We start from the raw sequence: 26,745 nt of genomic DNA on the forward strand, positions 1-26,745 counted from the left end.
TTTCAAAGGTGTAGCCCGCAGGTGCCGTGCCGTCACCCGACCCCACGCGAAGGTGATCAGCGTTCGCGCAGGGCTTGCTGTGATTTGTACAGCGGCTTGGTCAGATAGGTCAGGATCGTCTTGCCGCCGGTCTGCAATTCCACATCCGCCAACATGCCGGGGCGGATCTCCAATGCCTGCTGGCGTTCGGTCAGCTGGCTCAGATCCACCTTGACCGTCACCTTGTAATGCGGATCACCATCGGGATTGCGGGCGTGTTCATCCTTGAACGTATCGGCCGAAATGAAATCCACCTTGCCCTGCAACGTGCCATAGATGGTGTAATCATAGGCGGTCAGCTTGATCGTCGCATCCTGATCCTTGCGGACCGAGGCAATATCTTCGGGGCGCACCCGGGCCTCGATATACAGCTCATCTTCCAGCGGGATGATTTGCAGGATCTCTTCGCCGGGCCGCACCACGCCACCGATTGTGGTGATCGACAGCTTGTTCACCACGCCCTTCATCGGCGCCATCAGCACCGTGCGATCCAGTTGGTCTTGCGCGGTTTTCAACTGCTGCCGCAGCGAGGTCAGCTTGCCTAGCGTATCGGAATAGGTGGTGGCGCGATCCAGCTCCATCTGGGTGATCACGTCATTCAGCCGGTTTTCTGCCTCGGATTTCTGTTTGCGCGCCGCCGTCACCTCGATCAGCGGCGCCACTTCCATCGCCAGCATCTTTTCCAGAATATCCAGCTCCTTCTGGGCCTGTTCCAGAACCTGCTCCGCGCCGTCCCGTTTCGAGATGAAGTCGCCCTGCCGCGCCCCCAGCAGTGTGGTTTCCGAGGCGACGATATCCGGCACCCGTGCGGCAAAATCGGGCGGCACGTCAAAATCGACGACGCCCAGCATTTCCGCCTCAAGCCGCAGGCGACGGATTTCCAGCGTTGCAATCTGGTCGCTCAGATCATCCACCGCCGATTGGTATTGCGTGCCATACAGCCGCGCCAGAACCTGCCCGGGCCGCACGATATCGCCTTCTGACACATCCAGCTCGGCCAGAATACCGCCTTCAAGGTTGTTGATGATCTGCGGCCGCGACGATGACACAACGGTGCCCTCGGCATGAACGATCTCGGCCACCCAGGCGATGGCGGCCCAGCCGACAAACACCACCACCGACAGACCGATCATCCAGATCGTCATCGACGGGCGGCGGGTCTTTTCGGAAAAGTCATGGTCGAAGGTTGCGCTGCTCATGCCTTCACTCCCGGCGAACCCTGCGCCTTGGACAGATGCGCCAGAACGGCATCCCGTGGGCCATCCACCGCCATCTTGCCGTTTTGCAGGATAAGCGTGCGGGTGGTCAGTTGCAGGATCGGCACCCGATGCGTGGCAATCACCGCCGTACGGCCTTGCAGCCAGGTTTGCAGGCGGCTGACCAGCGTTGCTTCCAGCGTCTGATCCAGCGCTGCGGTCGGCTCGTCCAGCAGCACCACCGACGGATCCTGCAGCCACAGCCGCGCCCAGCCGATGCTTTGCCGTTGCCCGACCGAAAGCCCCTCGCCCAGTTCGCGGATCTCCAGATCCAGCCCGCGCGGGTGATTGCGCACAAACGGCCCAAGCCCGGCGAAATCCAGCGCCGCGAACATGCGGTCGTCGTCCCGCTCCAGCTGGGTCAGGTTCAGGTTGTCGCGGATCGTGCCGGCGAACAACCGCACCTCCTGCCCAAGATAACCGATGCCCCGGCGCAGATCGCGCGGATGCACCTGCCCCAGATCGACCCCATCAATCAGAACGCGGCCCTGTGTCGGCTCGTAAAGCCCCGCCAGCAGCCGCAGCAGGGTCGATTTGCCCGAGCCATTGGTGCCCAGCACGGCAACATGCTGGCCCTGCGGAATGAGGATGCCTGCAATATCCACCACCGGGCTGGATTTGCTGTCATAGCGGAACTCGACATTGCGCAGCTCATAGGCGCCGCGGATCGTGTCGCGGCGCAGATAGCTGCGGCCCGGCTCTTCCTGTTGCGGGGCCTTGGCAATGGCATTCAGCCCTTCCAGCGCCGCCTTGACATTGGACCAGCGCGCCAGCGTGGCCGAAATCTGTGACAGCGGGCCCAACGTGCGCGAGGTCAGGATGCCGATGGCGATGATGGTGCCCACGGTGAATTCACCGGCAAAAACCATATAGGCCCCGAACACCACCGCCGAAATATAGGTCACCTGCTGCACGCCCTGCGCCCAATAGGTCAGCAAGGCCGCAAGGTTGCGCTGTTCCGAGGATTTCACCGCCGAAAGCGTCGTCAGCTCCGTCCAGATTCGGCGGATGCGGTCTTGGCCGCGCTGGGTGGTGACGGTTTCATGTTCATACACCGCCTCATAGAGCAGCCGCGCCGCCCGGGTAGAGGCCCCCTGTGTGGCCTGTGTCAGCCGGATCATGCGCTTCTGGAACAGGAAACCCGGCGCAACCATCAGGATGCCGCCCGCCACCAGAACCCACACCAGATTGCCCCCGATCGAGGCGACAAGTGCGAAAAAAATGAACAGGAACGGCAGATCCGCCAGCGTGCCGATGGTGGTGGAGGTAAAGAACTCGCGCACCGACGAAAATTCACGCATCGCGGAAAAGGTCTGTGAGGGCGTGCGTTCACCGGGGGCTGCCTTCAGGCCCAGAAGCCGCTCCATCAGCCGCTCCTGCACCGTCAGTTCGATGCGCCGCCCGGTCACATCCATCAGCGCCGAGCGCGCGATCTTGAGAAAGGCCTCAAGCACCACGGCAAGCAAGGCCCCAAGCGCCAGCACCCACAGCGTCGGCTGCGACTGGTGCGGGATCACCCGGTCATAGACCTGAAGCGAGAACAGCGCCACGGCAACGGCGAGAAGATTGGCCACCAGCGAACCGGCGGCAACCTCGCCCAATTGGCGGCGATAGTGACGAAATTCACCCCAGAACCAATGCGGCTGTTCGGTGCTGGGGATATGCCGCTCTTCCAGCACGTCCAGCGGTGGCCGGGCGCGCAAGACCGTACCGCCATAGACAGCCGTAAACTCTGCCATCGGCACGTCGGCGCGTTTGTCGGGCAGCGTTGCGTCATAGATGGTGATGACATCGGCTGTCTGTGACAGCACAAGAACAACCTGCCCCGAGGTCATCTGCACCAGCGCCGGCCACAGTGCCGCAACCGGCTGCGGGGCCACCTCGGACCGCGCCACCAGCCCAAGCGCGGTCATCGCGCGCGCCAGTTCCGTCAGTTCGGGCGACGCGGGATCGGCGCTGGTCAGTTCCAGCAATTCGGTCAGATCGGCCACCGAAACCTCGGCCCCCATCAACGCGAGATAGACCGAGGCCAGCCGCGCCCGGCTTTGCGCCTTCTCGCCATGGCGCGGTGGCACCGGCCCGGCCGAGATCGCGGCGCGTGGGGCCTGCTGCACCGCAACGCGGCTTGCATTCATATCAAAGGCGATGACCCGATTGCTCACAATGCCGCCCCGTTTGCCAGAACACCCCGGTCGCGTGCCATTTCCAGCCGCAACAGTGCCATTTCATATTTCAGCGACGCCTGATCGCGTTCCATCTTGGAGAAGGTCTCGAACATGCCGACCAGCTCCATCAGCGGGCGGCGACCGACCTTGTATTGTTCGGTGAACATGGCAAGGCTGGCCTCGGTCTGGGCCAGAACCCCTGCCCCTTCGGCTTCACGTGCCGCGAGGGTCGCCAGTTCGTGATTCAACATGACAATGCGCCGGTTTGCCTCTTCGGCGCTTTGCGCGATGCGCCGGTCAACCACATCACCGGTGGCATTCAAGGCCGCCATTTCGGCACCGTTGCCAAGACCAAGGCCGTTTTCCACCCCGATCGACAGCCCGCCCAGCAGGCCATCGTCATCGTCCCAATTGCCAACGGCCTTGAGGTTCGGCCCATAACCCGCGCGCAGCAACTGCGCTTCGGCCAGGGTGCGGGCACCATCGCCACGGGCTTTCAGCACCGAAACCGGCTCTGGCCCACCCTGATCCTGCGGCAAGGCCCCAAGGCCCGACAGATGGTTCAGCGGACGGGCGGCCATCGCGTTCAGCTCTGCCATCGCCTGATCTGCGGTGAAGCGGTCATTGGTCATGGTCAGCCGCATTTCGGCAGCCTTCTGTTCGATCACACGCTGTTCCGAACGGTCCGACATGCCACCTTCAACACGCAGCCGCATGATGCGTTCGTATTCCGCCATGCGGCCCACGGCGCGTTCGGCCAACTGCGCCTGTTCGCGCGCACGCTGCGCCCGAATGTAATGGCCCAGCCCTTCGAAAACCCGCTGATTGGCATCCATGGACAGTGTGGCCGCCGCCACTTCAACATCCGCGGCGGCATAGGCCCGTTCTGCCTTGCGCGCACCGCCATCGAAAATCGCCTGCTCGATCAGGATCGACGCGGCGATGGAGCCGAGCGAGGTCAGGTTCACCGACGGCCCGATGGAGGGCAGCCAGTTCTTCGATTTCGCCTCGGCCTTCAGGCGGGCCACGCGCAATTCGGCGCGCGCCACCCCGGCATTGGCCTCGGTCACGGCCTGTGCCACTTCGGCATAGGCTCCACTCGCGGGCAGGATCGACTGCCGCGAGAGGAGATCATCAATAAGGGCAGACCGGCGTTCTGCCTCGGCCCCGGCCCGACGGATTTCGCCATCCTCCGGCGCAAGACCCACCTGATCGGGGCGGTTTCCCGCACCGAAGCCGAACATGGAAACATCCGGCCCGCCACTGCCCATGCAACCCGCCAGCGCGAGCGTGAGCAGCAGGGCCGGGCCGGGGCGAGATGCCCCGGCTCGGACTGGTTGACTGCGACGGCGGGGCATGTGCTGACCCGTCAGATCAGCGTTGTGGTGATGTCGTCATCAATGAGCAGCGTGCCCGCATCATCGCCCAGCGTGTAAACGGTGTAGGTCTGCCCGTCGATCGTCTGGGTTCCGCCTTGGGTAAAGGCCCCCTCCAGCTTCACGTCATCGGCAAGGTCGCCTTTCACGATCAGCGTGTTGTCAGGCCCGGTCAGCCGATCCAGCGCATCTTCGGTGATCGTCATCTGCGCATCCGGTGCCCAGGTCAGATCGACCGCAGCGAAATCGAACTGGCCAAGGCCCGCACGATCCAGATCCACCTCCACCGAATTGGTGGTGTTGACGATCAGCAGCGTGGACGAGGTGTTGCCCGCGTCATCCGCATTGTTGATCACCAGATAGCTGCCATCCGGCACCGTGCTGCCGAAGCGGAACTCGGTTTCCCCGAAGGTCGGGTTTTCCGTGGCCGTTGCCGACAGATGCGTCACAGAACCCGACGCGTCGATCCGGTCGAAGCTGTAGCTATCATCGTTGGTTTCGGTGAACAGCGCCCGCATCCCGATGGCATTACCAAAGGCATCCTTGGTCGGCGTCACCGCCACGATTTCCGGCGAAAGCGGGGCAACCGTGTCGATCAGCAGGGTTTCGGTGAAGAAATCCGTATTGCCGACGCTGTCGGTGGCGCTGACGCGGATATCCGTCTCGATGCCATTGCCGACCGGCAGTTCATGCGATGCGAAGGTCACGCTCCACTTGCCATCTGCCCCGGCCGTGATCGTCTTGCTGATGTTGTTTTCCAGCGCGACAACCACGGTCGAGTTCGGCTCGACAAAGCCTTGCACAACAACGCCTTGCTTGTGTTCGGTCGCGTTGATCACACCATCGCCCGCAATCTCGCCCGTCAGGCCGAGCTGCGAAACCAGCGTATCGATCCGCACGTCCTGGGTCAGCGTCTTGGTGTTGCCGATATGATCGGTCGCGGCCATCGTCAGCGTGGCATTGCTTTCGCCTGCCGGAATTTCCGCCGCCGGAATGGTGGCGCTCCAGTTGCCAGCCGCATCGACCGTGGCATTGTGCCAGCTGCCATCCGCGAATTTCACCACAACGCGCGATCCCGGTTCCACCGTGCCCGACACCACCAGATCATTCACCGACTCGGCACCGTTCACCACGCTGTCCGACGCGCCGCCGAAGTTCTGCACTTCGGTATCCACGGTGACAGTGTGGGTTTCGGTCTGGCTGTTGCCTGCCGCATCCGTGGTCGTCACCGACACTTCGGACGCATAGGTGCCCGCCGTGATTTCGGATCCGGCATAGGTCACCGACCATGTGCCTTCTGCGGTGACAGTCGTGCTGCGCTCGATCCCCTCGAAGGTCACGGTCACGCTGGCCCCCGGCTCGCCGGTGCCGGTGAGCGCGATGCCCGCCGAAGCCGAACGTTCCGCCGCCGACACATAGTTGTCGGTCATCTGAAGCTCGTCGATTGCCAGCGAGATTTCGGTATCGACATTGATCTCGCGGGTGTCGGTCGCCGTATTTCCTGCCGCATCCGTCAGCGTGACCGTCGCGGTCGACGCATAGGTGCCGCCTGCAACAACGCCTGCCGCAAAGCTGACGGTCCAGCTGCCATCGGCGGCCACGGTGGCGGGCAGGCTGGTGCCCATCCATTCCACCACAACCGTCGCGCCAACCTCGCCGGTGCCGCTCAGCACGATGCTGCCACCGGCCTCGGCGGCGTTGATCACGTTGTCGCCGGTCACGGCGGCATCGCTGAACGCAACCGAAGTGATGGTATCGACGACAACCGTTTCCTGGATCACCGTCTGGTTGCCCAGCGGATCGGTGGCGGTGATCGTCGCGCCATAGGAATGTTCGCCTGCCGCGATTTCGGTCGTGGCAAAGGTCACGGTCCAGGTGCCGTCAGCCGCAACCACGGTGCTGTGCGTGGTGCCTTCGATGGTCACGTCAATCGTCGCGCCCACTTCACCTTCACCGGCAATGGTCACGCCATCTTCGTATTCGGCAGCGTTTTCCACATCGCCGACGCTTTCCACGCCCACGGTTGCGGTCACGTCCGGCGGGGTCATGTCGATCAGGAAGTCCGGGCCATCCAGTTCATAGGTGAAGCCGCCGCCGGTGACGGTGACTTCAGAGCTGTAATCGCCGTCCGCCGGGAAGGTTTCGCCCTCGAAGGTCACACCCCAGGTGCCGGTTTCGGTGATCGTGGTGACCTGGGTCTGATTGCCGATCACGACAGTGACGGTATCGCCAGGTTCGCCCGTGCCGGTGACCACAAGACGCGGATCTTCGGTGTTGGTGGTAAGCGTGGAATCTGCGTCCGGGTTATCCACAGTGGGAGTTGCCCGGGTATCGCCGTCGCCATCGCCGTCGCCATCGCCGTCGCCATCGCCATCGCCATCGCCGTCGCCATCGCCATCGCCATCGCCGTCGCCATCGCCATCGCCGTCGCCATCGCCATCGCCATCGCCATCGCCATCGCCATCGCCATCGCCATCGCCGTCGCCATCGCCATCGCCGTCGCCATCGCCATCGCCATCGCCATCGCCGTCGCCATCGCCATCGCCATCGCCATCGCCGTCGCCATCGCCGTCGCCATCGCCGTCGCCATCGCCATCGCCGTCGCCATCGCCATCGCCATCGCCGTCGCCATCGCCGTCGCCATCGCCGTCGCCATCGCCGTCGCCATCGCCGTCGCCGTCGCCATCGCCGTCGCCGTCGCCGTCGCCATCGCCGTCGCCATCGCCGTCGCCATCGCCGTCGCCATCGCCGTCGCCATCGCCATCGCCATCGCCATCGCCGTCGCCATCGCCGTCGCCATCGCCGTCGCCATCGCCGTCGCCATCGCCGTCGCCATCGCCGTCGCCATCGCCGTCGCCATCGCCGTCGCCATCGCCGTCGCCGTCGCCGTCGCCATCGCCATCGCCATCGCCATCGCCGTCGCCGCCGCTACCGCCGCCACCCAGCAGCACCGCGCCACCGATCAGACCTGCGGCCAGAGCACCGGCACCAAGACCCCCTGCCCCCAGAAGGCCGGGCGCCAGATAGCCCATGCCGGCCGGCTCGTCGGAATAGGCTTCGCCGCCCGCCAGGCCATCAGCCTCGGCAAAGCGCAGGTCGTCCACGGTCGAGAATTTGTTCCAGCTGTCGATCGGGCCGTAATTGGCATAGATCACGCCGTCTGCACCGTTGTCCTGCAACAGCACCTCGGTCACGCCACCATCGGAGGACAGGTAAAGTTTGTTCACATGGGCAGGCGACACATCGTAGAAGCCGTCCAGCACGATGGTATTGCCATCTGCCAGCTTGACGATGAGGTTGTCGCCCTTGCGTTCATAACCAAGAACGCTGGCCTGCGACAGGTTCAAGGAAACCTGCTCGCCCGATCCGATCTGAATGATATTGCTGCCTTCGCCGCCTGCCGTGCCTTGCACGACACCGCCCGCAGAATTGCGGACGGCGAAATTAATCGCCTTAACCATGATACTACTCCGCCTCAAAGCCCGGACTTATGCTGACCGGATGTGTTATTGGCCCCATTCATGGGGTCCGATTACGTTAACGAATAGCCTTGATCGGATACAATTTCTAGTCCGTTGTAAGGGGCCTGCCGCATTTTCTCAAATTTTCCCCTCAGTTTAGCCACAATTGACACAGCTGCGCTAAATATAGGGCGACCAATGGCCTCACCCCATATTTAGCGTAAGTCAGCCGAACTTAATACAATCGCTTGCCATCGGCGCCAAAATGGAAGGCGCGGGATTCCTCGGGAGTCAGGAAAACCGCCTCATCCACGCGGTAATCATGTTCGCCAAACAGGCGCACGGTCAGCAGGCCCTGTGTCTCTGTCACCACATAGACCAGCGTTTCACCGCCCAGTTTCTCGACATGGCTGACACGGCCGGGCAGGCGGCCTGCGCTGCGCGACAGAGCCAGGTGTTCCGGGCGGATGCCCAGTGTCTGCGACGTGAGGCCCAGCGCTGCGGCATCCAGCAGGTTCATCTGCGGCGAGCCGATAAAGCCTGCCACGAAGGTATTGGCGGGGTTGTTGTACAGCTCCATCGGTGCGCCGACCTGCTCCACCTTGCCCGCGCGCAGCACAACGATGCGGTCGGCCAGCGTCATCGCCTCGACCTGATCATGGGTCACATAGATCATCGTCGCCCCCAGTTCGCGGTGCAGGCGGGCAATCTCGATTCGCGTTGCCACGCGCAGCGCGGCATCAAGGTTGGACAGCGGTTCGTCAAACAGGAACAGCTTGGGGCGGCGCACGATGGCCCTGCCAATCGCCACACGCTGCCGCTGTCCGCCCGAAAGCTCTGCCGGGCGACGCCCCAGCAGTGCTTCAAGCGACAGCATGCCTGCTGCCTTGGCGATGGCGGCATCCACCTCGGGTTTCGCGACCCCGGCCTGCTTCAGCGCCAGCCCCATATTGTCGCGCACCGTCAGATGCGGGTAGAGCGCGTAGCTCTGGAACACCATGGCGATTTCGCGCTTGGCGGGGGCCAGATCGTTCACCCGCTTGCCCGCGATGGTCACATCGCCAGAGCTGACATCCTCCAGCCCCGCGATCATGCGCAGCAAGGTGGATTTGCCACAGCCCGAAGGCCCGACAAACACGCAGAACTCGCCGTCTTTCACCGTCAAATCGACGCCTTTGATGACATCCGTGCTGCCGAAGGATTTGGTGACAGCGTTGAGGGTCAGGGTATCCACGGGCAGCTCCTACAGTTTCACGGGTTGGCCGGAGCGCACGCTTTCATCTGCGGCAAGGCAGATGGCGAGCGACTGCACGGCGTCGGTCATATGGCGGGTCAGATCAAGGTTCTCGGTGATTGCGCGGGCGACATAGGCCTGTTCGCGATCGCACAGCGCCTGGTGGCCCGGCTCGTCTTCCATGTTCAGATCGGTGTGCCCGAGGCCTGCGCGATGCAGCCGCAGGGTGGCGGTCTGGGTATGGGTATCAATGTCATCCGAACGCGCGGTATCGGGCATCCGGATCGACACCGCCCCCCGAGGACTGACCACATCCTTCACGAAAAACGCGGTATCCGACATCATCGGACCCCAGCCCGCCTCATACCAGCCAAGGCTGCCATCTTCGAAAATCACCTGAAAATGGCCGTAGTTATACATGTCCGGCGCAATTTCGTCCGACAGGCGCAGACCCATGCCGCGCACCTCAACGGGTTTGGCATCGGTGATCTGGCACATCACATCGACGTAATGCACCCCGCAATCCACGATCGGCGGCGTGGTCTGCATCAGCGCCTTGTGCACCTCCCATGTCGGGCCTGTGCTTTGCTGGTTCAGGTTCAGACGGAACACATAAGGCCCGCCCAGATCGCGCGCCTCGGCAATCAGCCGCTGCCAACTGGGGTGATGACGCAGGATATAGCCCACCACCAGCTTGCGGTTCAGCCGGGTTGCGGTCTCCACCACGCGGCGGGCATCGGCCACCGTCGTCGCCAGCGGTTTTTCGACGAACACATGGCAGCCCGCCTCCATCGCCGTGCAGGCATAATCGGCGTGGCTGTCGGAATAAGTGGCAACACAGACCAGATCGGGCGTCAGGTCGGCCAGTGCGGCGGCGTAATCGGTGAACAGCGGATAGGCCTGCAATTCCGGCGGCAGATCGCGGGCAGAGCGGTTCACCAGCCCGACAATCTGAAACGCGGGGTCGTGGTGATAGGCCAGCGCATGGCTGCGCCCCATCGTGCCCAGACCGGCGACGAGAACACGGATCATTTCACGGCTCCTGCGGTGATGCCACGGATCAATTGGCGCGAGAAGATGAGGTAGAGGATCAGCACCGGCACGATGGCCAGCGACAGCGCCGCCAGAACCGCGTTCCAGTTGGTGACGAACTGGCCGATGAACACCTGCGAACCGAGCGTGATGGTTTTCACCTCTTCGGCCGGGGCCAGGATCAAGGGGAACCACAGATCGTTCCAGATCGGGATCATGGTGAACACCGCCACCGTGGCCATGGCCGGGCGCACCAGCGGCAGCACAAGGCGGAAGAAGATGGTGAACTCTGACAGCCCGTCAATCCGCCCGGCATTCTTCAGGTCATTCGACACATTGCGCATGAACTCCGACAGGATGAACACCGCCAGCGGCAAGCCCTGCGCCGTATAGACCAGCACCAGCGCCGTGCGGGTGTTCACCAGCCCGCTTGCCACCATCATTTGCAGGATCGCCACGGTGCCCAGCCGGATCGGGATCATGATGCCCAGCGCCAGATACAGCCCCATCAGCGTATTGCCCTTGAAGCGGTATTCCGACAGCGCAAAGGCCGCCATCGCACCAAACAGCAGCACGAAGGTCAGGCTGCCCACGGTGACGGTCATCGAGTTCAGGAAGTATTGAAAGAAATCCCCCTGCTTCAGCACTGTGGCATAGCCCACCAGATCGAAGGTCTCGGGTGTAGGCAGCGCCAGCGGATCGGCAAAGATCGCCTTGCGGGATTTGAAGCTGTTGACCACGGTCACGAACACCGGGAACAGCGCGATGATGGTATAGGCGATCAGCACGGCATGGGCGGCGATGCTGCGGCCAAGCGTGGAACGGGCTTGCGACATGGTGCTTCCCCTCAGAACTGATAGCGACGCAGCCGCGTCTGGATGGCAAAGAGATAGACACAGACGCCGACCAGAATGATGCCGAACATGGCGGTGGCAATCGTGGCCCCCATATGCGGGTCGCCCAGTTGCAGCTGAAAGCCAAAGAAGGTGCGATAGAGGAAGGTGCCCAGAATATCGGTGGCAAAATCCGGCCCCGCCAAGGCGCCCTGCGCTACATAGATCAGGTCGAAGGCGTTGAAATTGCCGACAAAGGTCAGGATAGAAATGATGCCGATGGAGGGCAGGATCAGCGGCAGCTTGATCTTCCAGAACTGCGACCAGCCGGTCACGCCATCCATTTCGGCGGCCTCGATCACCTCTTCGGGGATCGACAGCAATGCGGCATAGATCAGCATCATCGGGATGCCGACAAACTGCCAGACCGACACCAGCGCCAGCGTGGTCAGCGCATATTCCTCTTTGCCAAGCCAGGGCGCGAACAGGAATTTCAGCCCCACCGCGTCCAGCATCTCCGGCGCGATGCCCCAGATCGGCGAGAGGATCAGCTTCCACACAAAGCCCACGATCACAAAGCTGAGGATCGTAGGGATGAAGATCGCGGTGCGGTAAAACGCCCCCATGCGCAGCCGCGGCGATGACAGCAGCGCCGCCAGCAGCACGCCGATCGGGTTCTGCACCAGCATGTGCACGACAAAGAACCACGCATTGTTGCCCAGCGCGTTCCAGAAGGAATCGGCCCAGCGCGGATCACCGAACAACGTGGCGAAGTTCCGAAGGCCGACGAAGACGCGGTTCTCGCCCGCCAGATTGTAAAGCGACAGGTTCAGCGTCCCGAACAGCGGGATGATCATGATCGCGGTATAGATGAGCACGGCAGGCGCGAGAAATACCGCGATATGCCAGCGGAACGGCTTGCGTTCTGACATCTGATCCTCCTGATTTTCGGGGGTGGGGGTGACCCCGGCCTGAGGCCGGGGTCGGTGCAGATCACTTCTGCGGGTCATACCAGCTGGCAAGGCCATCTTGCAGGCGCTTGGCGGCGTCTTCCGGCGTCTCGGTGCCCTTGATCACATTGGCCGAGGCGTTCCAGGTTTCGTTTTCAAGGTTCGGCGTGCCGCGCGACAGGATCTGATAGGTCGACCGGATCGTCGGCTTGCAGGTTTCGCGCCAGCCCACGAATTCCTTGGCCAGCGGATCGGCCATCTCGACCGGGGTCGCGTTCAGGCTGAAGAAGCCGGGCAGGGCATTGGCATACATCGTGGCAAATTCCGCCGAGCCGACCCATTCAAGGAACTTCTTGGTTTCTTCGGGATGGGCGGTCTTGGCATTCATGCCCAGCGCGATATCGGTGTGATCCGAGATATAGCATTCATCCCCCGCAGCCGCGACCGGCGGTGCAAACGCGCCCATCTTGAAGGTGGCTTGCGTGTTGAACCCCGAGATTTCCCAGCTGCCCGCAGGATAGATTGCAGCGCGGCCCAGGGTGAACAGGTTCTGGCTGTCAGGATAGGTCTGTGCCTCGAACCCGTCGCCCAGATAATCCTTCCACTTTGCCAGTTGCGCAAACGGCGCAACCCATTGCGGATCGGTCAGTTTCTGATCGCCCTTGATGAGCGCAAGACGGCCTTCCTCGCCCTTCCAGTAGTTCGGGCCGATGTTGTTATAGCCCATCGTGGCCGCTTCCCACTGGTCATTGGTGCCCATGGCCAGCGGAATATAGGTGCCATCCGCCTTGATCTTGTCCAGCGCGGTAAAGAACTCGGCTTCGGTTTTGGGAACCTCGATGCCCAGTTCGGCAAAGGCATCGGCATTGTAGATGAAACCATGGATGACCGAGGCCATCGGCACACAGAAGGTGGCCGCGCCATCATCGGTCTGCCAGGCGGATTTTGCCACCGGCGAGAAATTCGCCATCGCGGCAAGGCTGGTCAGATCGGCTAGCTGGCCCTTGTTATACAGCTCCAGCGAGGCATCGAACGGGCGGCAGGTCACCAGATCGCCGGCAGAACCCGCATCCAGCTTGGAGTTCAGCACGGCATTGTATTCCGCAGGGGCGGTGGGCGCGAACACCACCTTGATGCCCGGATTTGCCGCCTCGAACGCCGGGATGATGGTGTCTTGCCAGATCGTCAGGTCATCGTTGCGCCAGCTTTCGATGGTCAGCGTCACATCTTCGGCAAAAGCCGCGCTGGACAGCATCGTGCTGGCCAGAAGTGCATAACGGATGGTTTTCGTCATGGTCGTCTCCCTGTTGCGGGCCTCTGCGGGCCCGGTGGTTGGTTAGCGTGTCAGCGCGGCGGACAGATGCCCGCCGCTTTCGGCCAGCGCAGCTTTCGCCTCTGCGGGCGATTGGCCACGGGCCACGAGAATGGCGGGCTTCACCGCCCCGCCGGTTTGCGCCAGTGCCGCTTCGGCCATCGCCCGCGATACACCGGAAATATCGGCCACGATGCGCGCCGCGCGATCCACCAGCTTGGCATTGTCGGCAATCAGATTGACCATATAGCCATCATGCACATGGCCAAGCCGCACCCCCACCAGCGCCGACAGCAGATTGAGCGCTGCCTTCTGCGCCGTGGCCGCCCCCATGCGGGTCGAGCCGGAGACAACTTCGGCCCCCGTATCCAGCAGCACCGGAATATCGGCCAGGTCCAGCAGGGCAGAGCCTGCAACATTGGCAAAGCCGACAATTGTTGCCCCGCGCGCTGCCGCTTCACGCGCCACGACCAGCGTATAGGGCGTGGTGCCCGAGGCCGAGAGGCACAGGACCACATCGCCCGCGCCAATACCCGCCTGCGCCAGATCGACCCGCGCCAGATCGGGGTCATCCTCCACCGCGCCGGTCAGATGCAGCAGCGCCGCAGCCCCGCCTGCAAACATCAGCGGCGTGCGATCCGGCGCAATGCCGAAGGTGCCCGCCAGCTCTAGACTGTCCGCCAGCGCCATCAGGCCCGAGCTGCCGGCCCCGGCATAGGCCATCTTGCCACCCGCCCGCAGCACATCGACCGAACGGGCCGCAGCCTGCTCCAACGCCGGAAAGGCCGCACGCACAGCGGTGAGGGCAGACATCTGCGCATCCAGCAAGGTCGACAAAGCCTGCGCATCCGTCAGGGCGTGAAATCCTGCCGATGCCGGGTGCCGGGCCTCTGTGCTTTGTGCTGTCATGTGATTCCCCCTGTCGCAATAACAATGCCAAAATAATACCAATTGTAAAGCATGAAGTTTTCGACCGTGAAAAATTGCTGTTTTCGGCCTGAATCAACTTTCCACTTCCCATTTGGTATTGTTTTGGTATTTTCATGGCAAAGGGAGTCGCCATGACGTTGTTTCTGGGCATTGATGGGGGCGGCACGGGGTGCCGGGCGGCTGTGGCCGATACGCAGGGGCATGTTCTGGGGCAGGGCATGGCCGGGCCCGCCAATATTGCCACCGATGTCGAAGGGGCCGCCGCCAATATCCTTGCGGCGACCACTGCCGCCCTTGCGCAGGCCGGAACCGGCACGTTTACGGATCTGCACGCGGTTCTGGGGCTGGCAGGGGCCAATGTCAGCGCCTCGGCGGCGCGGTTGCAAGCGCTGCTGCCGTTTGCCACGACCCGGATCGCAACCGATGCTATGATCTCGGCCAAAGGCGCCTTGCAGGACCATGACGGGATCGTGGCCGCAATGGGCACGGGATCGGTATTCGCGGTGCAGCGGCAGGGCGTGGTGCGCCAATATGGCGGGCGCGGCTTCGTGCTGGGCGATGAAGGCAGCGGCGCCGTGTTGGGCCGGGCCTTGCTGGCCGAGGCGCTGCGTGCCGCCGATGGCTTTACCGAGATGACGCCGCTGTTGCGTGACGTGCTGGACGAGATGGGCGGGATGGAGGCGGTGATCTCTTTCAGTTTCCGCGCCCGCCCGGCAGAATTTGCCGGTCTTGCCCCGAGGATCGTCGCCGGCGCCGATGCCGCAGCCGAGCGCATTTTCGGCGCGGCGGCACAGCAGGTGGCCGATATCCTGACGCATCTGCACGGCAACAGCCCGTTGCCCGTGGTGTTTCTTGGTGGGCTGGGGCCGCATTACGCCGCACGACTGGCAGATCGCTGGCAGATCCGCCCGCCTTTGGGCACCGGGCTGGACGGCGCGCTGTGGTTGGCGCGGCAGGGGGGCAAGTGATGGAGGAGCTGTTTTCAGCGGATGGATTTGACGATGCCGGGGCAGGGCCGCTTTATGTGCAACTGCACCGCCGCATTGCCGAGGCGATTGCCTCAGGTCGCCTGAAGCCCGGCGACAGCCTGCCCGCCGAACGCGACATGGCGGCGATGACCGGGCTGTCGCGGGTGACGGTGCGCAAGGGGGTCGAGGCGCTGGTGACTGCCGGGCAACTGGTGCAGCGACGCGGCTCTGGCACCTTTGTTGCGCCCAAGGTGGAACGACTGGAACAGGCGCTGTCACTGCTGACCTCGTTCACCGAAGACATGGCGCGGCGCGGCCGTGTGGTGCAAAGCGTGTGGATCGCACGCGGGCTGCACGCCCCGGCCCCCGAAGAGGTGATGGCCCTTGGCCTCGGGGCGGGTGATCGCGTGGCGCGGCTGGAACGGGTGCGCAGCAGCGACGGGGTGCCATTGGCGATTGAGCGTGCCTCCTTGCCGGCCAGCATCCTGCCCGATCCCGAACAGGTCACCGGCTCGCTTTACGCCGTTCTGGAGGCGCGCGGCCTGCGCCCGGTCCGTGCCGTGCAGCGCATTTCGGCAGCCAATCTGGGGGCCAAGGATGCCGAACTGCTGGACGTGGCCCCCGGTGTTGCGGGGCTGAAGATCGAACGGGTGTCCTACCTGCCTTCGGGCAAGGTGGTTGAATTCACCCGCTCGCTTTATCGCGGTGATGCCTATGATTTTGCCGTGGAACTCAAACTGGCGCCGGAGACAGTCCGGGCGGCGGGGGAAAGGAATACAGAATGACTGAGAGCCATATGGCACGCGAAGTGGCCGAGATCCCCGAGGCGGCAGCCCGGTTTCTGGACCGCTCGCGCATCGCGGTTGTGGCCGCAGCGGCAGCGCTGAAGCGCAAGGATCCGTCGCTGATCGCTACGGTGGCACGCGGATCCTCGGATCATGCCGCGACCTATCTGAAATATGCGATAGAGCTTCAGGCCGGGGTGCCGGTCGCCTCGGTCGGCCCTTCCATCGCCTCGATCTATCAGCGGCCGCTGAAACTGGGGGCGGCGGCCTGCATCGGCATTTCACAATCGGGCCGCAGCCCGGACATTGTGGAAATGATGCGCGCGGCGGGCGAGGGTGGGGCGCTGTCCATTGCCATCACCAATTTCGCCGACAGCCCGATGGCGCTCGCCTCGGCGCAATGCCTGCCCTTGCAGGCGGGCGAGGAAAAAAGCGTGGCCGCGACCAAGACCTTCGTGACCTCGGTTCTGGCCGGGTTGTCGCTGCTGGCCGAATGGCGCGAGGATGCGGCGTTGCAAGCGGCGGTGGCCGCCCTGCCGGAGGCTTTTGCCAAGGCGATTGCACTGGATTGGTCGCCGCTGTCGGCCCGTTTGTCGCGCGCCTCTTCGGCCTTTGTGCTGGGGCGCGGGCCCGGTTTTGCCATCGCCAATGAAGCTGCGCTGAAATTCAAGGAAACCTGCGGCATCCATGCCGAATCCTATAGCGCGGCAGAGGTTCTGCATGGCCCCTCTGCCATCGTGCAGGCGAATTTTCCGGTGCTGGCGCTTGGCATCGAGGATGCAGCCTTGCCGCAACTGGTGGCCACGGCAGAACGGCTGGCGGCGCAGGGCGCGGATGTATTCCTGACCGGGGCCGAGGTCGCGGGCGCAATCACCCTGCCGTCCGTGTCCGGTCTGCACCCGATGGTGGCACCGCTGGTGACCATCGCCGGTTTCTATGCCTTCATCGAAGGTCTGGCACGGCGGCGCGGCTTTGATCCCGACACGCCGCCGCATCTGCGCAAAGTGACGGAGACGGTATGACGCGGCAAGTGATCACTGGTGCGCGGCTGTTTGACGGCACGCGCTTTCGCACCGGCAGTGCCCTTGTGATCGAAGACGGGCGGATCGTCAGCATCCAGCCCGAAGCCACGGTTGCGGGCGGTGAGCGGCTGCGGCTCAGGGGCACGATCGCGCCGGGGTTTCTGGATCTGCAGATCAATGGCGGCGGCGGGCGGATGGTGGATGCGGTCACCGATCTTGCCACCTTGCGCCATATCTGTGCCGCGCATCTTGCGCTTGGCGCGGTCGGCACGCTGCCGACCCTGATCACCGACCGGCCAGAGGCCACCGCGCAGGTGATCGCGGCAGGAATTGCGGCAGCGCAGGCGCAGGTGCCCGGATTTCTGGGGCTGCATCTGGAGGGGCCACATCTGGACCCCCGCCGCAAAGGCGCCCATGATCCGGCGCTGATCCGGCGGATGGAGGCGGAAGATCTGGCCCGGCTCTGTGATGCCGCCCGCGCGCTGCCTGCGCTGATGGTGACGCTGGCCCCGGAATCCGCCACGCCGGATCAGATTGCCGCCCTTGCGGCGGCAGGGGCCGTGGTCAGCCTTGGCCACAGCGATTGCGGGGTGGACACCGCCCGCCGCGCCATGGCGGCAGGCGCGCGCTGCGCCACCCATCTGTTCAACGCCATGAGCCAGATCGGCAATCGCGAACCGGGGCTGGCCGGGGCTGTGCTGGCCTCGGATTGCGCCGCCGGACTGATTGCCGATGGTATTCACGTGCATACCGATACGATGAAACTGGCGCTGGCGGCGCGGCAGGCCGGTATCTTCCTCGTGTCGGATTGCATGGGCTTTGCCGGCACAGACCTGACCGAGATGACGCTGGGCGGCCGCCGGATGCTGCGCCATGACGGGCGGCTGACCCTGGAGGATGGCACGCTGGCGGGCGCTGACCTGACACTGCCGCAGGCGGTGCGGCTGCTGGTACAGCAGGTCGGTATTGCCGAAGAGCGTGCGCTGGCCATGGCAAGTGCCGTGCCCGCCACCGTGATCGGCATGGCCGACAGGTTCGGCGCGCTGGCCGTCGGTCGGCCCGCGCATCTGGTGCATTTGCAGGATGATTGGGCTTTGGCTGGCGTCTGCTACGCCGGTGAATGGCTTTAACGGCTGGGTTTCAGCAGATCGAGCACGTCCTGCAAACCCATCTCGCGGCGGCCCGACAGGCCGTCGCGCACCGCGCACCACAGCAGCCGGAAAAACGCACCCCGGGTTTCGCCCTGCTTGAAGCCCCGCAGCGCCCATTTCGGCAGCACGATCAGCAAGGCTGGCCAGAACAGCCAGCCCGCCGCGCGCCGGTAAAGGAACAGCAGATTGCGGTGGTAGAAATAGGTTTTCCACACCGGGGTGAACTGCCCACTGGCGCTGAAGGTGGAGCAATCATGTTCAAAGCGCAGATCCGGGAAAAAGCCAATGCGCCCACCAGCACGGGTCAGGCCAAGCGTGTAAAGCCCGTCTTCGGCATAGACGAACAGCCGACCATCCGGGTAGCCGACAAGGGCCACGGCCCGGCGCGACAGGAACAGGCCAACAAAAGACGCCCCATCCACGCTGCGCGGGCCGGGCAGGCTGTAATCGCCATCCGCCAGATGAAAGGCGGCGCGACCGCCCCCCGCAAAGGTGCGCAGGAAGATGCTCGGATGCCAGAACGGGTTCAGCACTGGCCGGTTCATGCCGCAGATCCGGCCATCGGGGTAATAGGCGGCCCCGGCCACCGCATCCCAGCCACTCAGATCCTTGGCCAGAAAGGCCGCAAGCGCGCCGGGTTCGGGCCGCGCATCATCGTCCATCACCACGATCCAGTCGGGGTCATGGCTGGCAACGGCATGCCGCAGGCCCAGCTCGAACCCGCCCGCACCGCCCAGATTTGAATCGGGCAGCAGCAACTCAAGCCGCGGATCGGCAATCGCCGCCAGCAAGTCGCGCGTGCCATCGGACGAGCCATTGTCGATGACGATCAGCCGATCGATGGGTTCGGCCAACAGCCGCTCTACCGTCGGGCCGATCTGCGCGCGGCGGTTGAACGTCACCACCACGGCGCAAAGGCGTACGGGAGTCGCCGCGATCTGGCCCGGTTGCATCAAAGCGGATTCACCGTAAACGCAGGCATCTTTTCACCGGCAGCTTGCGCTGCCAGGAAACGACGACCGCAATCCAGCGCCTCGCGGATGGTCACATCCATATCGAGATAACGATAGGTGCCCAGACGGCCCACGAAGGTCACATTGGCCTCGGCCTCGGCACGATCAACATATTCTTGCAGCAGGGTTTTTTCGGCCACCATGCGGATCGGGTAATAGGGAATATCCTCCGGCCCGCAGGCGCGCGAGAATTCCCGATACAGCACCGATCCTTCATGGCTTTCCCAGGGTGAGAAATGCTTGTGTTCGGTGATGCGCGTATAGGGCACATCCACATCGCCGTAGTTCATCACGGCGCAGCCCTGATAATCGCCCTGATAGTCGAAGCGTTCAAAATCAAGCGTACGATAGCCAAGGCGGCCCAGCTCGTAGCCGAACCAGCCATCAATCGGCCCGGAATAGAACACGTGATCATATTGTGCGGCCTGATCGCGGCTGACCGTGGTTTCCAGCTGCACGGTGATGCCCGGATGATCCAGGATCGCCTCGATCATCGCGGTATAGCCGTTTTCCGGCATCCCTTGGAATTTATGGTAGAAATAGTTGTCGTCATAGTTGAAGCGCACCGGCAGCCGCTTCAGGATCGAGGCGGGCAGGTCGGTCGGCTGACAGCCCCATTGCTTGATCGTGTAGCCCTTGAAGAACGCCTCGTAGAGCTCGGGCCCGACAAAGCGCAGCGCCTGATCCTCAAAGGTCTGCGGATCGGTGATCGAGGTGTCGGCCTTGGATTCCAGAAAGACCCGTGCCTCATCGGGGCGCAGGGTCTGGCCGAAATACTGATTGATCGTGTGCAGATTGACCGGCAGCGAATAAACAGCGCCCTGCGAGGTGGTCTTGACCCGGTTCTTGTAGGGCAGGAAGGTCTCGAACTTGTTCACATAGTCCCACACCTCGGCATCATCGGTGTGAAAGATGTGCGGACCATAGATATGCACCATCACGCCGGTTTCGGCATCCCGTTCGGTGTGGCAATTGCCGCCGACATGCGCACGCGCGTCCACAATGGTGATGCGATGGCCAGCCTCGGCCAGCATTCGCCCGATCACCGCACCGGACAGCCCTGCGCCCACCATCAGGCAATGCTTGCTCATCAGCTCTCTTCCTCTGGTCCATTCCTGTTGGCCTGCCACTATCACACCGCATCCGGAAGTAAAGATAAGCAGGGTCCGGGCAGCGGCTGATTGCCGCCACTGTGGCAGGCAGACCGCCTTGTTCTGCACGGGATGGCGCGCCATATAGGGGCAATCATGGAGGCAGATATGGCGGAAGACAGGTTCCCCGGCTGGCACGGCACGACGATCCTTGCCGTGCGGCGTGGTGGTGAGGTGGTGGTCGCGGGCGATGGGCAGGTGTCCTTGGGCCAGACCGTGATCAAGGGCAGCGCCCGCAAGGTGCGCAGATTGACCCCCGGTGGCCGCGACGTGGTCTGTGGTTTTGCCGGATCAACCGCCGATGCCTTTACCCTGCTGGAGCGGCTGGAGAAAAAGCTGGAAGCGGCCCCCGGCCAATTGGCGCGGGCCTGCGTGGAACTGGCGAAGGATTGGCGCATGGACAAGTATCTGCGCAATCTGGAGGCCATGCTGATTGTCACCGACGGCGCGGATCTGTTCGTGATCACCGGCGCGGGCGACGTGCTGGAACCGGAACATGATGTGGCTGCCATCGGCTCGGGCGGGAATTTCGCCCTGGCGGCGGCGCGCGGCCTGATGGCCACCGATCTGGCCGCCGAAGACATCGCCCGCCGCGCGATGGCGATTGCTGCGGATATCTGCGTTTACACCAATGGCAACCTGACTGTAGAGCGGATCACCACATGACCAACCTGACACCCCGCGAGATCGTCTCGGAGCTGGACCGGTATATCATCGGACAGAATGATGCCAAACGGGCGGTGGCTGTCGCGCTGCGCAACCGCTGGCGGCGCAAGCAGCTTGGCGATGACCTGCGCGACGAGGTTTACCCGAAGAATATCCTGATGATCGGGCCGACCGGCGTCGGCAAGACCGAGATCAGCCGCCGGCTGGCCAAGCTGGCCCGTGCGCCGTTCCTGAAGGTTGAAGCCACCAAATTCACCGAAGTCGGTTATGTAGGCCGCGATGTGGACAGCATCATCCGCGATCTGGTCGATGCCGCGATGATCGAGACGCGCGAGAGGATGCGCGACGATGTCAGGGCAAAGGCCCTGCAAGCCGCCGAGGACCGGGTGATCGAAGCCATCGCCGGCAAGGATGCCCGCGAACAGACGCGCGAGATGTTTCGTGGCAAGCTGAAGCGGGGCGAGCTGGACCAGACCCTGATCGAACTGGATGTGCAGGACAGCCCCACCCCCTTGCCGATGATGGGCGGGCAGGGCATGGAACTGCAGATGCAGGGCCTGCAAGACCTGTTCAAGGCCTTTGGCGGCCGCACCACCCGCAAACGGCTGACCGTGGCCGAAAGCTATGACATCCTGCTGGGGCAAGAGGCCGACAAGCTGCTGGACGACGAGGCGGTGAAAGCGGCGGCTCTGGAAGCCGTGCAGGAAAACGGCATCGTGTTTCTGGACGAAATCGACAAGGTCTGCGCCCGCGCCGATGCACGCGGTGCCGATGTGTCACGCGAAGGGGTGCAGCGCGATCTGCTGCCGCTGATCGAGGGCACCACGGTATCGACCAAATACGGGCCGGTGAAAACCGATCACATCCTGTTCATTGCCTCGGGCGCGTTCCACATTGCCAAACCTTCGGATCTGCTGCCGGAATTGCAGGGACGCCTGCCGATCCGGGTGGAGTTGCAGGCGCTGACCGAAGGGGATTTTGTCCGCATCCTGACCGAAACCGACAATGCGCTGACCCGGCAATATGCGGCGCTGATGGCCACCGAGGCCGTGCAGGTGCGCTTTACCGAGGACGGAATCGCCGCCCTAGCCCGCATCGCGGCAGAGGTAAACGGCAGCGTGGAAAACATCGGCGCGCGCAGGCTTTATACCGTGCTGGAACGGGTATTCGAGGAACTGTCGTTCACCGCGCCCGATCGCGGCGGCGAAGAGGTTCTGGTGGATGCGGCCTTTGTTGAAACAAATGTCGGGGCGTTGGCACGTTCGGCGGATCTGAGCCGATACGTTTTGTGAATCCACTTGGCGGCAGCCAGAAAATCGGCAATTCCTGTGGCAACAGAAGGAATGTGCCTTGTCCCGGTTTGCTCTTGTCCTGTGTCTTGTTGCCGCAGCTGCCTGCACACCACGCGGCGTGTTGACGATTTACCCGCCCGCCGCCGAAGTGGGCGCGGTGCAAGAGATTTTCGTGGGCACCACACGGGCCATCGACCCCGAGACCCGCAGCTTTGGGCGGGGTCGATCCGAAGTCGAACATTTCGCCCGGTTCGAGATTTCAGTTCCGCCAGACCGTGAACTTGGCGAGATCAGCTTTCCCAGACGCCATGGCAAGCCGGATCCGCAGAAAGACTTCCTGACGACCGAGCAAGAGCTGCATGTCAGCGCCAAGGAGTTTCGCAGTGATCTGAGCACCGCCATGCGGGCACTGCCCCGGGGCAAGCGCGATGCGGTGATCTATGTCCATGGCTTCAACAACACCTTCTCCGAAGGGCTGTATCGCATTGCGCAGCTGAGCCATGATCTGGAAATGCCGGGCGTGACGCTGCATTATTCCTGGCCCTCGGCGGGCAATCCGCTGGGCTATGTGGCCGACCGCGATTCATCACTGTTTGCGCGCGACGGGCTGGAACGGCTGATGCAGGAGGTGGTGGCATCGGGGGCCGAGCGGATCGTGCTGGTGGCGCATTCGATGGGGTCCGCCCTGACGATGGAGGCCCTGCGCCAGATCGCCATCCGGGGTGATACCAACCTGATGCGCCGGATGGCGGGCGTGATCCTGATTTCGCCCGATATTGACGTGGACGTGTTCCGCACCCAGGCCCGAACCTATGGCGCACTGCCGCAGCCCTTTCTGATCTTCGGCTCCAGCCGCGACACCTTGCTGGGCCTGTCGGCGCGGCTGACCGGACAGCCCGACCGGCTGGGCAATTTGCAGGACATCTCGAAAGTCGCGGACCTGAATGTGACCTTCCTGAATACCGGCGCTTATTCCGAGGGGGCAGGCCATTTCAATCTGGGTGACAGCCCGGCGTTGCTGCAACTGATGCAGCGCATCGGCGAGGTGGACAGTGCCTTTGGCAGCGATCAGCGCGGCCGTGTCGGCCTGTTGCCCGGTGTGGTGCTGACGGTGCAAAGTGCCACGCAGATCGTTCTGGCCCCGGTGGGCGCCGTGGCGCAGGAGCTTTCGGAGTAACCTCTGCCTACCGCGCCCGGCGCAGATAGACGTAATAGGCGCCGGCGCCGCCATGTTTCAGATGCGCTTCGGTGATTTGCAGGATGCAGGGGCCAAGCGGCGGCATATGGAGCCATTGCGGCACCTGATGTTTCAACACGCCATAGCGCTGCGGGATCGGGCCGAAATCCGGGCCTTGCTTGCCCTTGCCGGTGATGACCAGCACCAGCCGCAACCCGCCGGACCAGCTGTTGAGGATAAAGCGGATCAGTTCGGGGTGGGCTTCGGCCACGGTCATGCCATGCAGATCAAGCCGCGCTTCGGGGGTCAGTTTGCCGCGCGACATGCGGTCATAATTCTTGCGGTCCATCTGCACCGGGGCCGTGGCAAGGCGTTCCGCCAGCGGTGGCAGAATGTCCAGCTGCGGCTTGTGCGTGACATGCTGCCCCACGCGAAACCGGCCATAGCTGGGCACCGGTGCTGTTGGCTGCGGATCAGGGGCAGGCTGGGGAACCGATGGTTCGGCAGATTTGCGATGAAAAGCCGGGGCGTGCATTGGCCGCGCCGTGCGCGCGACGGCATGCCAGAGATCCTGTTCATCGGGGCGGAGCGTGCGGCGGCGGCTCATGGGCGGTCAGCCGTCGGGCATCATGGCATAGGCCTGATCTATCGGCAGCAGAACAACCATACGCCCGCCATCCTTGATCGTGCCCGCCGCCTCGCCTGCGGCATCGCCGGTGCCATAAAAGATGTCAGCCCGTTGCGCCCCCTTGATCGCGCCGCCGGTATCCTGCGCCACCATCAGCCGGTGCATCGGGTCGCGCCCTGCCTTTTCGATCCAGATCGGGGCGCCCAGCGGATTATGGGCCGGATCAACCGCAAGCGAGCGCAGCGTGGTGATGGAGCGTCCCATTGCACCGATCGGCCCCTTATGGGCCGGAAGATCCGGCAGCTTGCGGAAGAACACATAAGACGGGTTGGTTTCCAGCAGCGCATGGCCGGGGCCAGGATTGCTGCGCACCCAATGGCGGATCGTCTGCGCCGAAACCTGATCCGGGGTATGGGTGCCCCGACGCACCATCTCTTGTCCGACCGAGCGGTATGGATGGCCGTTCTTGCCCGCATACCCCACACGCATCACCCGGCCATCCGGCATACGGATCCGGCCAGAGCCCTGGATATGCAGAAAAAACACCTCCACTGGATCTTCCAGCCAGGCCAGTTCCAACCCGCGCCCGCGCAGGATGCCGCCTTCAATCACCGCGCGGGAATGCCACACCGTGCCATTCTGCAATTCCGGCGGCTTGGCATAGATCGGATAGGCAAAGCGCGGCGTGCGGAAGGGTGATCCGTTCAGTTCCGGCTCAAAATAGCCGGTAAACAGCGCAGGCGGATTGCCGATGATGAGCGGGCGGAAGAACAGTTCAAAAAACGCCCGCGCCGATTGCGGGCTGTCGCCTGCATCGGCGGCCAAGGCACAAAGCGGCCCCCATTCGGGGGCCTTGAGCAGGGAACAGGTTTCCTGAAACGCAATCAGCGCCTCGCGCTGATCATCCTCGGCCCAGCCCTCCAGCTCTTCAAAGCTCAGAACCTGCGCAGGCGCGCTCATGGCGCAACAGAGCCAGACAGCCGCCGCGCTGGCACCAAGGCCAAATCTGCGAAGCGCGGCACGCATCACTCCCCTGTGGCGACAAGCTGCCAGTTGGGATCGGCAGCACCCATGACCCGTGCGAAGGTCCAGACATCGCGCTGGCGCTTGCCTTCGGTCGGGCTGCCTTCGATCACATCACCCGCCTTGTTGCGCACGACGGTCGTCAGCTCGCCGGTAAAGCGCACCGAGACTTCGGCCTCGCGCGTGGCGTCATCAAAGGTCGCGTCATGCAGCGCCATTTCGCGGATACCGACAAAATTGGCCTCGACCGTCAGCCCCTGCTCTTCGCGCGCCTGCACCGCAGCGGCAAAGCTGTCATAGACATCCTGCGACAGGAACGGGCGGATGGCAGCAATGTCGCCCCGCTCGAACGCCATCAGGATCATCTCATAGGCACCGCGCGCGCCTTGCAGGAAGGTATTCACCGAAAAATCCGGCTCGACCTGCTTCATCGCGGCCAAGGCCCGGGCAGTGGGGCTGCCATCGGCGGCGTGATCGGTGATGTCACGATCCGGGCCGCCTTCGATCACTTCGAAGCCACGGGGCACGGGTTTCTTGACCTCGTCCGCCAGCGGCGGCTTCTCGAAGCCTTCCCGCGTGCCCAGAACACTGCGCAGCTTGAGAATGAGGAATACAGCGATCCCGGCAAGCACAAGAAGTTGGATCAACGCATTGTTCATTCGGACCTCAGCAGCAAAGATGGGGTTGGTTTCAAGCACCTTTCGTTCCTATGTAGGGAAGGGGTGTGGACAAGTCCACCGCCTGACACAGAGTTGTTGCGGGGGAGAAGCAAAGATGCGGCTGTTTGGCCCGTTTGTTGTATTGATGCTGGTTGAAATTGCACTGTTCATCACGCTGGGCGGATGGATGGGGCTGTGGCTGTCGCTTGCGGTGATTTTCGGCACCGCCTTTCTGGGGGCCGCCCTGCTGCGCGCCCAGAGTCAGCGCATGGCGCTGGATCTCAGGGCCGCGATGGAGCGGATGTCCAGCCCGCTGTCGCCGATGGCGCATCACGCGCTGATCCTGTTTGCCGGGATCCTGCTGATCCTGCCCGGATTTCTGGGCGACACCATCGGGCTTCTGCTGCTGATCCCGCCGTTGCGCCGGGGGCTGATTGCCCTGCTGGCGCGGTATGTGCCGCAGCCGCCGCGCGATGGGTTTGGCACGCATCCGGGGGCGCGGCCCGACGTGGTGATTGATGCCGAATTCATCGAGCTGGACGATACAGCAGCCCCACCCCGCAGCGGCCCCTCGGGCTGGACACGCCATTGAGCGAGGCCTGAACTGCTGCTAGACAGAGGG

At 63.4% G+C, this 26,745-nt stretch carries 23 protein-coding genes; 8 read left to right on the forward strand and 15 right to left on the reverse strand.

Annotated elements, in window-relative coordinates; translation table 11 throughout:
• Window positions 1-56 precede the first annotated feature (56 nt).
• From KM031_RS09140 to KM031_RS09185, 10 genes are all read right to left on the reverse strand, one after another.
• A complete protein-coding gene (locus tag KM031_RS09140; RefSeq protein ID WP_215505940.1) occupies window positions 57-1,238 on the reverse strand; it encodes a beta-barrel domain-containing protein in 1,182 nt (393 codons plus the stop codon).
• On the reverse strand, window positions 1,235-3,430 hold the full coding sequence (locus KM031_RS09145; protein ID WP_215505994.1) for an ATP-binding cassette domain-containing protein: 2,196 nt from the start codon (window positions 3,428-3,430) through the stop codon (window positions 1,235-1,237). Before KM031_RS09145 ends, KM031_RS09140 begins: the two co-directional genes overlap by 4 nt.
• Window positions 3,431-3,453: 23 nt before the next feature.
• Complete coding sequence (locus KM031_RS09150; RefSeq protein ID WP_215505939.1) at window positions 3,454-4,704, reverse strand: TolC family protein; 1,251 nt, start codon at window positions 4,702-4,704, stop codon at window positions 3,454-3,456.
• A gap of 125 nt (window positions 4,705-4,829) precedes the next feature.
• Window positions 4,830-8,297 (reverse strand): Ig-like domain-containing protein, encoded by a 3,468-nt coding sequence (locus KM031_RS09155; protein WP_260691894.1) that lies wholly within the window; start codon window positions 8,295-8,297, stop codon window positions 4,830-4,832.
• A 235-nt stretch (window positions 8,298-8,532) separates the two neighbouring features.
• On the reverse strand, window positions 8,533-9,531 hold the full coding sequence (locus KM031_RS09160) for an ABC transporter ATP-binding protein (RefSeq protein ID WP_215505937.1): 999 nt from the start codon (window positions 9,529-9,531) through the stop codon (window positions 8,533-8,535).
• Window positions 9,532-9,540: 9 nt separating this feature from the next.
• Complete coding sequence (locus tag KM031_RS09165) at window positions 9,541-10,563, reverse strand: Gfo/Idh/MocA family protein (RefSeq protein WP_215505936.1); 1,023 nt, start codon at window positions 10,561-10,563, stop codon at window positions 9,541-9,543.
• Window positions 10,560-11,399, reverse strand: coding sequence for a carbohydrate ABC transporter permease (locus KM031_RS09170; RefSeq protein ID WP_215505935.1), 840 nt, complete (start codon window positions 11,397-11,399; stop codon window positions 10,560-10,562). The genes KM031_RS09165 and KM031_RS09170 overlap by 4 nt, the downstream gene beginning before the upstream one ends.
• Before the next feature lie 11 nt (window positions 11,400-11,410).
• Complete coding sequence (locus KM031_RS09175) at window positions 11,411-12,328, reverse strand: carbohydrate ABC transporter permease (RefSeq protein WP_215505934.1); 918 nt, start codon at window positions 12,326-12,328, stop codon at window positions 11,411-11,413.
• 61 nt (window positions 12,329-12,389) lie between these two features.
• Complete coding sequence (locus tag KM031_RS09180) at window positions 12,390-13,640, reverse strand: ABC transporter substrate-binding protein (protein ID WP_215505933.1); 1,251 nt, start codon at window positions 13,638-13,640, stop codon at window positions 12,390-12,392.
• A 42-nt stretch (window positions 13,641-13,682) separates the two neighbouring features.
• Window positions 13,683-14,567 carry an N-acetylmuramic acid 6-phosphate etherase gene (locus KM031_RS09185; protein WP_215505932.1) on the reverse strand — a complete coding sequence of 295 codons (885 nt, stop codon included), beginning with the start codon at window positions 14,565-14,567 and terminating at the stop codon, window positions 13,683-13,685.
• A gap of 152 nt (window positions 14,568-14,719) precedes the next feature.
• Here KM031_RS09185 and KM031_RS09190 point away from each other — a divergent pair, with 152 nt between their 5' ends.
• Genes KM031_RS09190 through nagA form a run of 4 tightly spaced genes read left to right on the forward strand, consistent with a single transcriptional unit; the run spans window position 14,720 to window position 18,493 of the window.
• Window positions 14,720-15,556 (forward strand): glucosamine kinase nucleotide-binding domain-containing protein, encoded by an 837-nt coding sequence (locus KM031_RS09190; RefSeq protein ID WP_215505931.1) that lies wholly within the window; start codon window positions 14,720-14,722, stop codon window positions 15,554-15,556.
• On the forward strand, window positions 15,556-16,341 hold the full coding sequence (locus KM031_RS09195) for a GntR family transcriptional regulator (protein ID WP_215505930.1): 786 nt from the start codon (window positions 15,556-15,558) through the stop codon (window positions 16,339-16,341). Before KM031_RS09190 ends, KM031_RS09195 begins: the two co-directional genes overlap by 1 nt.
• Window positions 16,338-17,363: an SIS domain-containing protein gene (locus KM031_RS09200; RefSeq protein ID WP_215505929.1), complete on the forward strand. Its 1,026-nt coding sequence runs from the start codon at window positions 16,338-16,340 to the stop codon at window positions 17,361-17,363. Before KM031_RS09195 ends, KM031_RS09200 begins: the two co-directional genes overlap by 4 nt.
• Entirely contained in the window at window positions 17,360-18,493 is a 1,134-nt protein-coding gene (gene nagA / locus KM031_RS09205) for an N-acetylglucosamine-6-phosphate deacetylase (protein ID WP_215505928.1), read from the forward strand. The genes KM031_RS09200 and nagA overlap by 4 nt, the downstream gene beginning before the upstream one ends.
• Here the strand turns inward: nagA and KM031_RS09210 are convergent.
• Entirely contained in the window at window positions 18,490-19,467 is a 978-nt protein-coding gene (locus KM031_RS09210; RefSeq protein ID WP_215505927.1) for a glycosyltransferase, read from the reverse strand. The two genes, nagA and KM031_RS09210, sit on opposite strands and share 4 nt — an antisense overlap.
• Window positions 19,467-20,618: a UDP-galactopyranose mutase gene (gene glf / locus KM031_RS09215; protein ID WP_281417289.1), complete on the reverse strand. Its 1,152-nt coding sequence runs from the start codon at window positions 20,616-20,618 to the stop codon at window positions 19,467-19,469. The genes KM031_RS09210 and glf overlap by 1 nt, the downstream gene beginning before the upstream one ends.
• A 168-nt stretch (window positions 20,619-20,786) precedes the next feature.
• Between glf and hslV the strand changes: the two genes are divergently transcribed.
• The 3 genes from hslV to KM031_RS09230 all read left to right on the forward strand — a co-directional run bounded on the left by hslV (window position 20,787) and on the right by KM031_RS09230 (window position 23,813).
• A complete protein-coding gene (hslV, locus tag KM031_RS09220) occupies window positions 20,787-21,344 on the forward strand; it encodes an ATP-dependent protease subunit HslV (protein ID WP_215505926.1) in 558 nt (185 codons plus the stop codon).
• A complete protein-coding gene (hslU, locus tag KM031_RS09225) occupies window positions 21,341-22,636 on the forward strand; it encodes an ATP-dependent protease ATPase subunit HslU (RefSeq protein ID WP_215505925.1) in 1,296 nt (431 codons plus the stop codon). Before hslV ends, hslU begins: the two co-directional genes overlap by 4 nt.
• 118 nt (window positions 22,637-22,754) lie before the next feature.
• On the forward strand, window positions 22,755-23,813 hold the full coding sequence (locus KM031_RS09230; RefSeq protein ID WP_260692139.1) for an alpha/beta hydrolase: 1,059 nt from the start codon (window positions 22,755-22,757) through the stop codon (window positions 23,811-23,813).
• Between the two features lie 7 nt (window positions 23,814-23,820).
• Here KM031_RS09230 and KM031_RS09235 read toward each other — a convergent pair whose 3' ends face one another.
• Genes KM031_RS09235 through KM031_RS09245 form a run of 3 tightly spaced genes read right to left on the reverse strand, consistent with a single transcriptional unit; the run spans window position 23,821 to window position 26,123 of the window.
• Window positions 23,821-24,420, reverse strand: coding sequence for a Smr/MutS family protein (locus KM031_RS09235; protein WP_215505923.1), 600 nt, complete (start codon window positions 24,418-24,420; stop codon window positions 23,821-23,823).
• A 6-nt stretch (window positions 24,421-24,426) separates the two neighbouring features.
• Window positions 24,427-25,467, reverse strand: a complete 1,041-nt coding sequence (gene mltA / locus KM031_RS09240; protein ID WP_215505922.1) for a murein transglycosylase A — start codon at window positions 25,465-25,467, stop codon at window positions 24,427-24,429.
• Window positions 25,467-26,123 carry a Tim44/TimA family putative adaptor protein gene (locus tag KM031_RS09245; RefSeq protein ID WP_215505921.1) on the reverse strand — a complete coding sequence of 219 codons (657 nt, stop codon included), beginning with the start codon at window positions 26,121-26,123 and terminating at the stop codon, window positions 25,467-25,469. The genes mltA and KM031_RS09245 overlap by 1 nt, the downstream gene beginning before the upstream one ends.
• A 115-nt stretch (window positions 26,124-26,238) precedes the next feature.
• On the opposite strand from KM031_RS09245, the gene KM031_RS09250 reads away from it, so the two are divergent.
• Window positions 26,239-26,715 (forward strand): FxsA family protein, encoded by a 477-nt coding sequence (locus KM031_RS09250; RefSeq protein WP_215505920.1) that lies wholly within the window; start codon window positions 26,239-26,241, stop codon window positions 26,713-26,715.
• Window positions 26,716-26,745: the final 30 nt, after the last annotated feature.

Source organism: Gemmobacter fulvus (genome assembly GCF_018798885.1).
In the GTDB taxonomy this organism is placed as follows: domain Bacteria; phylum Pseudomonadota; class Alphaproteobacteria; order Rhodobacterales; family Rhodobacteraceae; genus Gemmobacter; species Gemmobacter fulvus.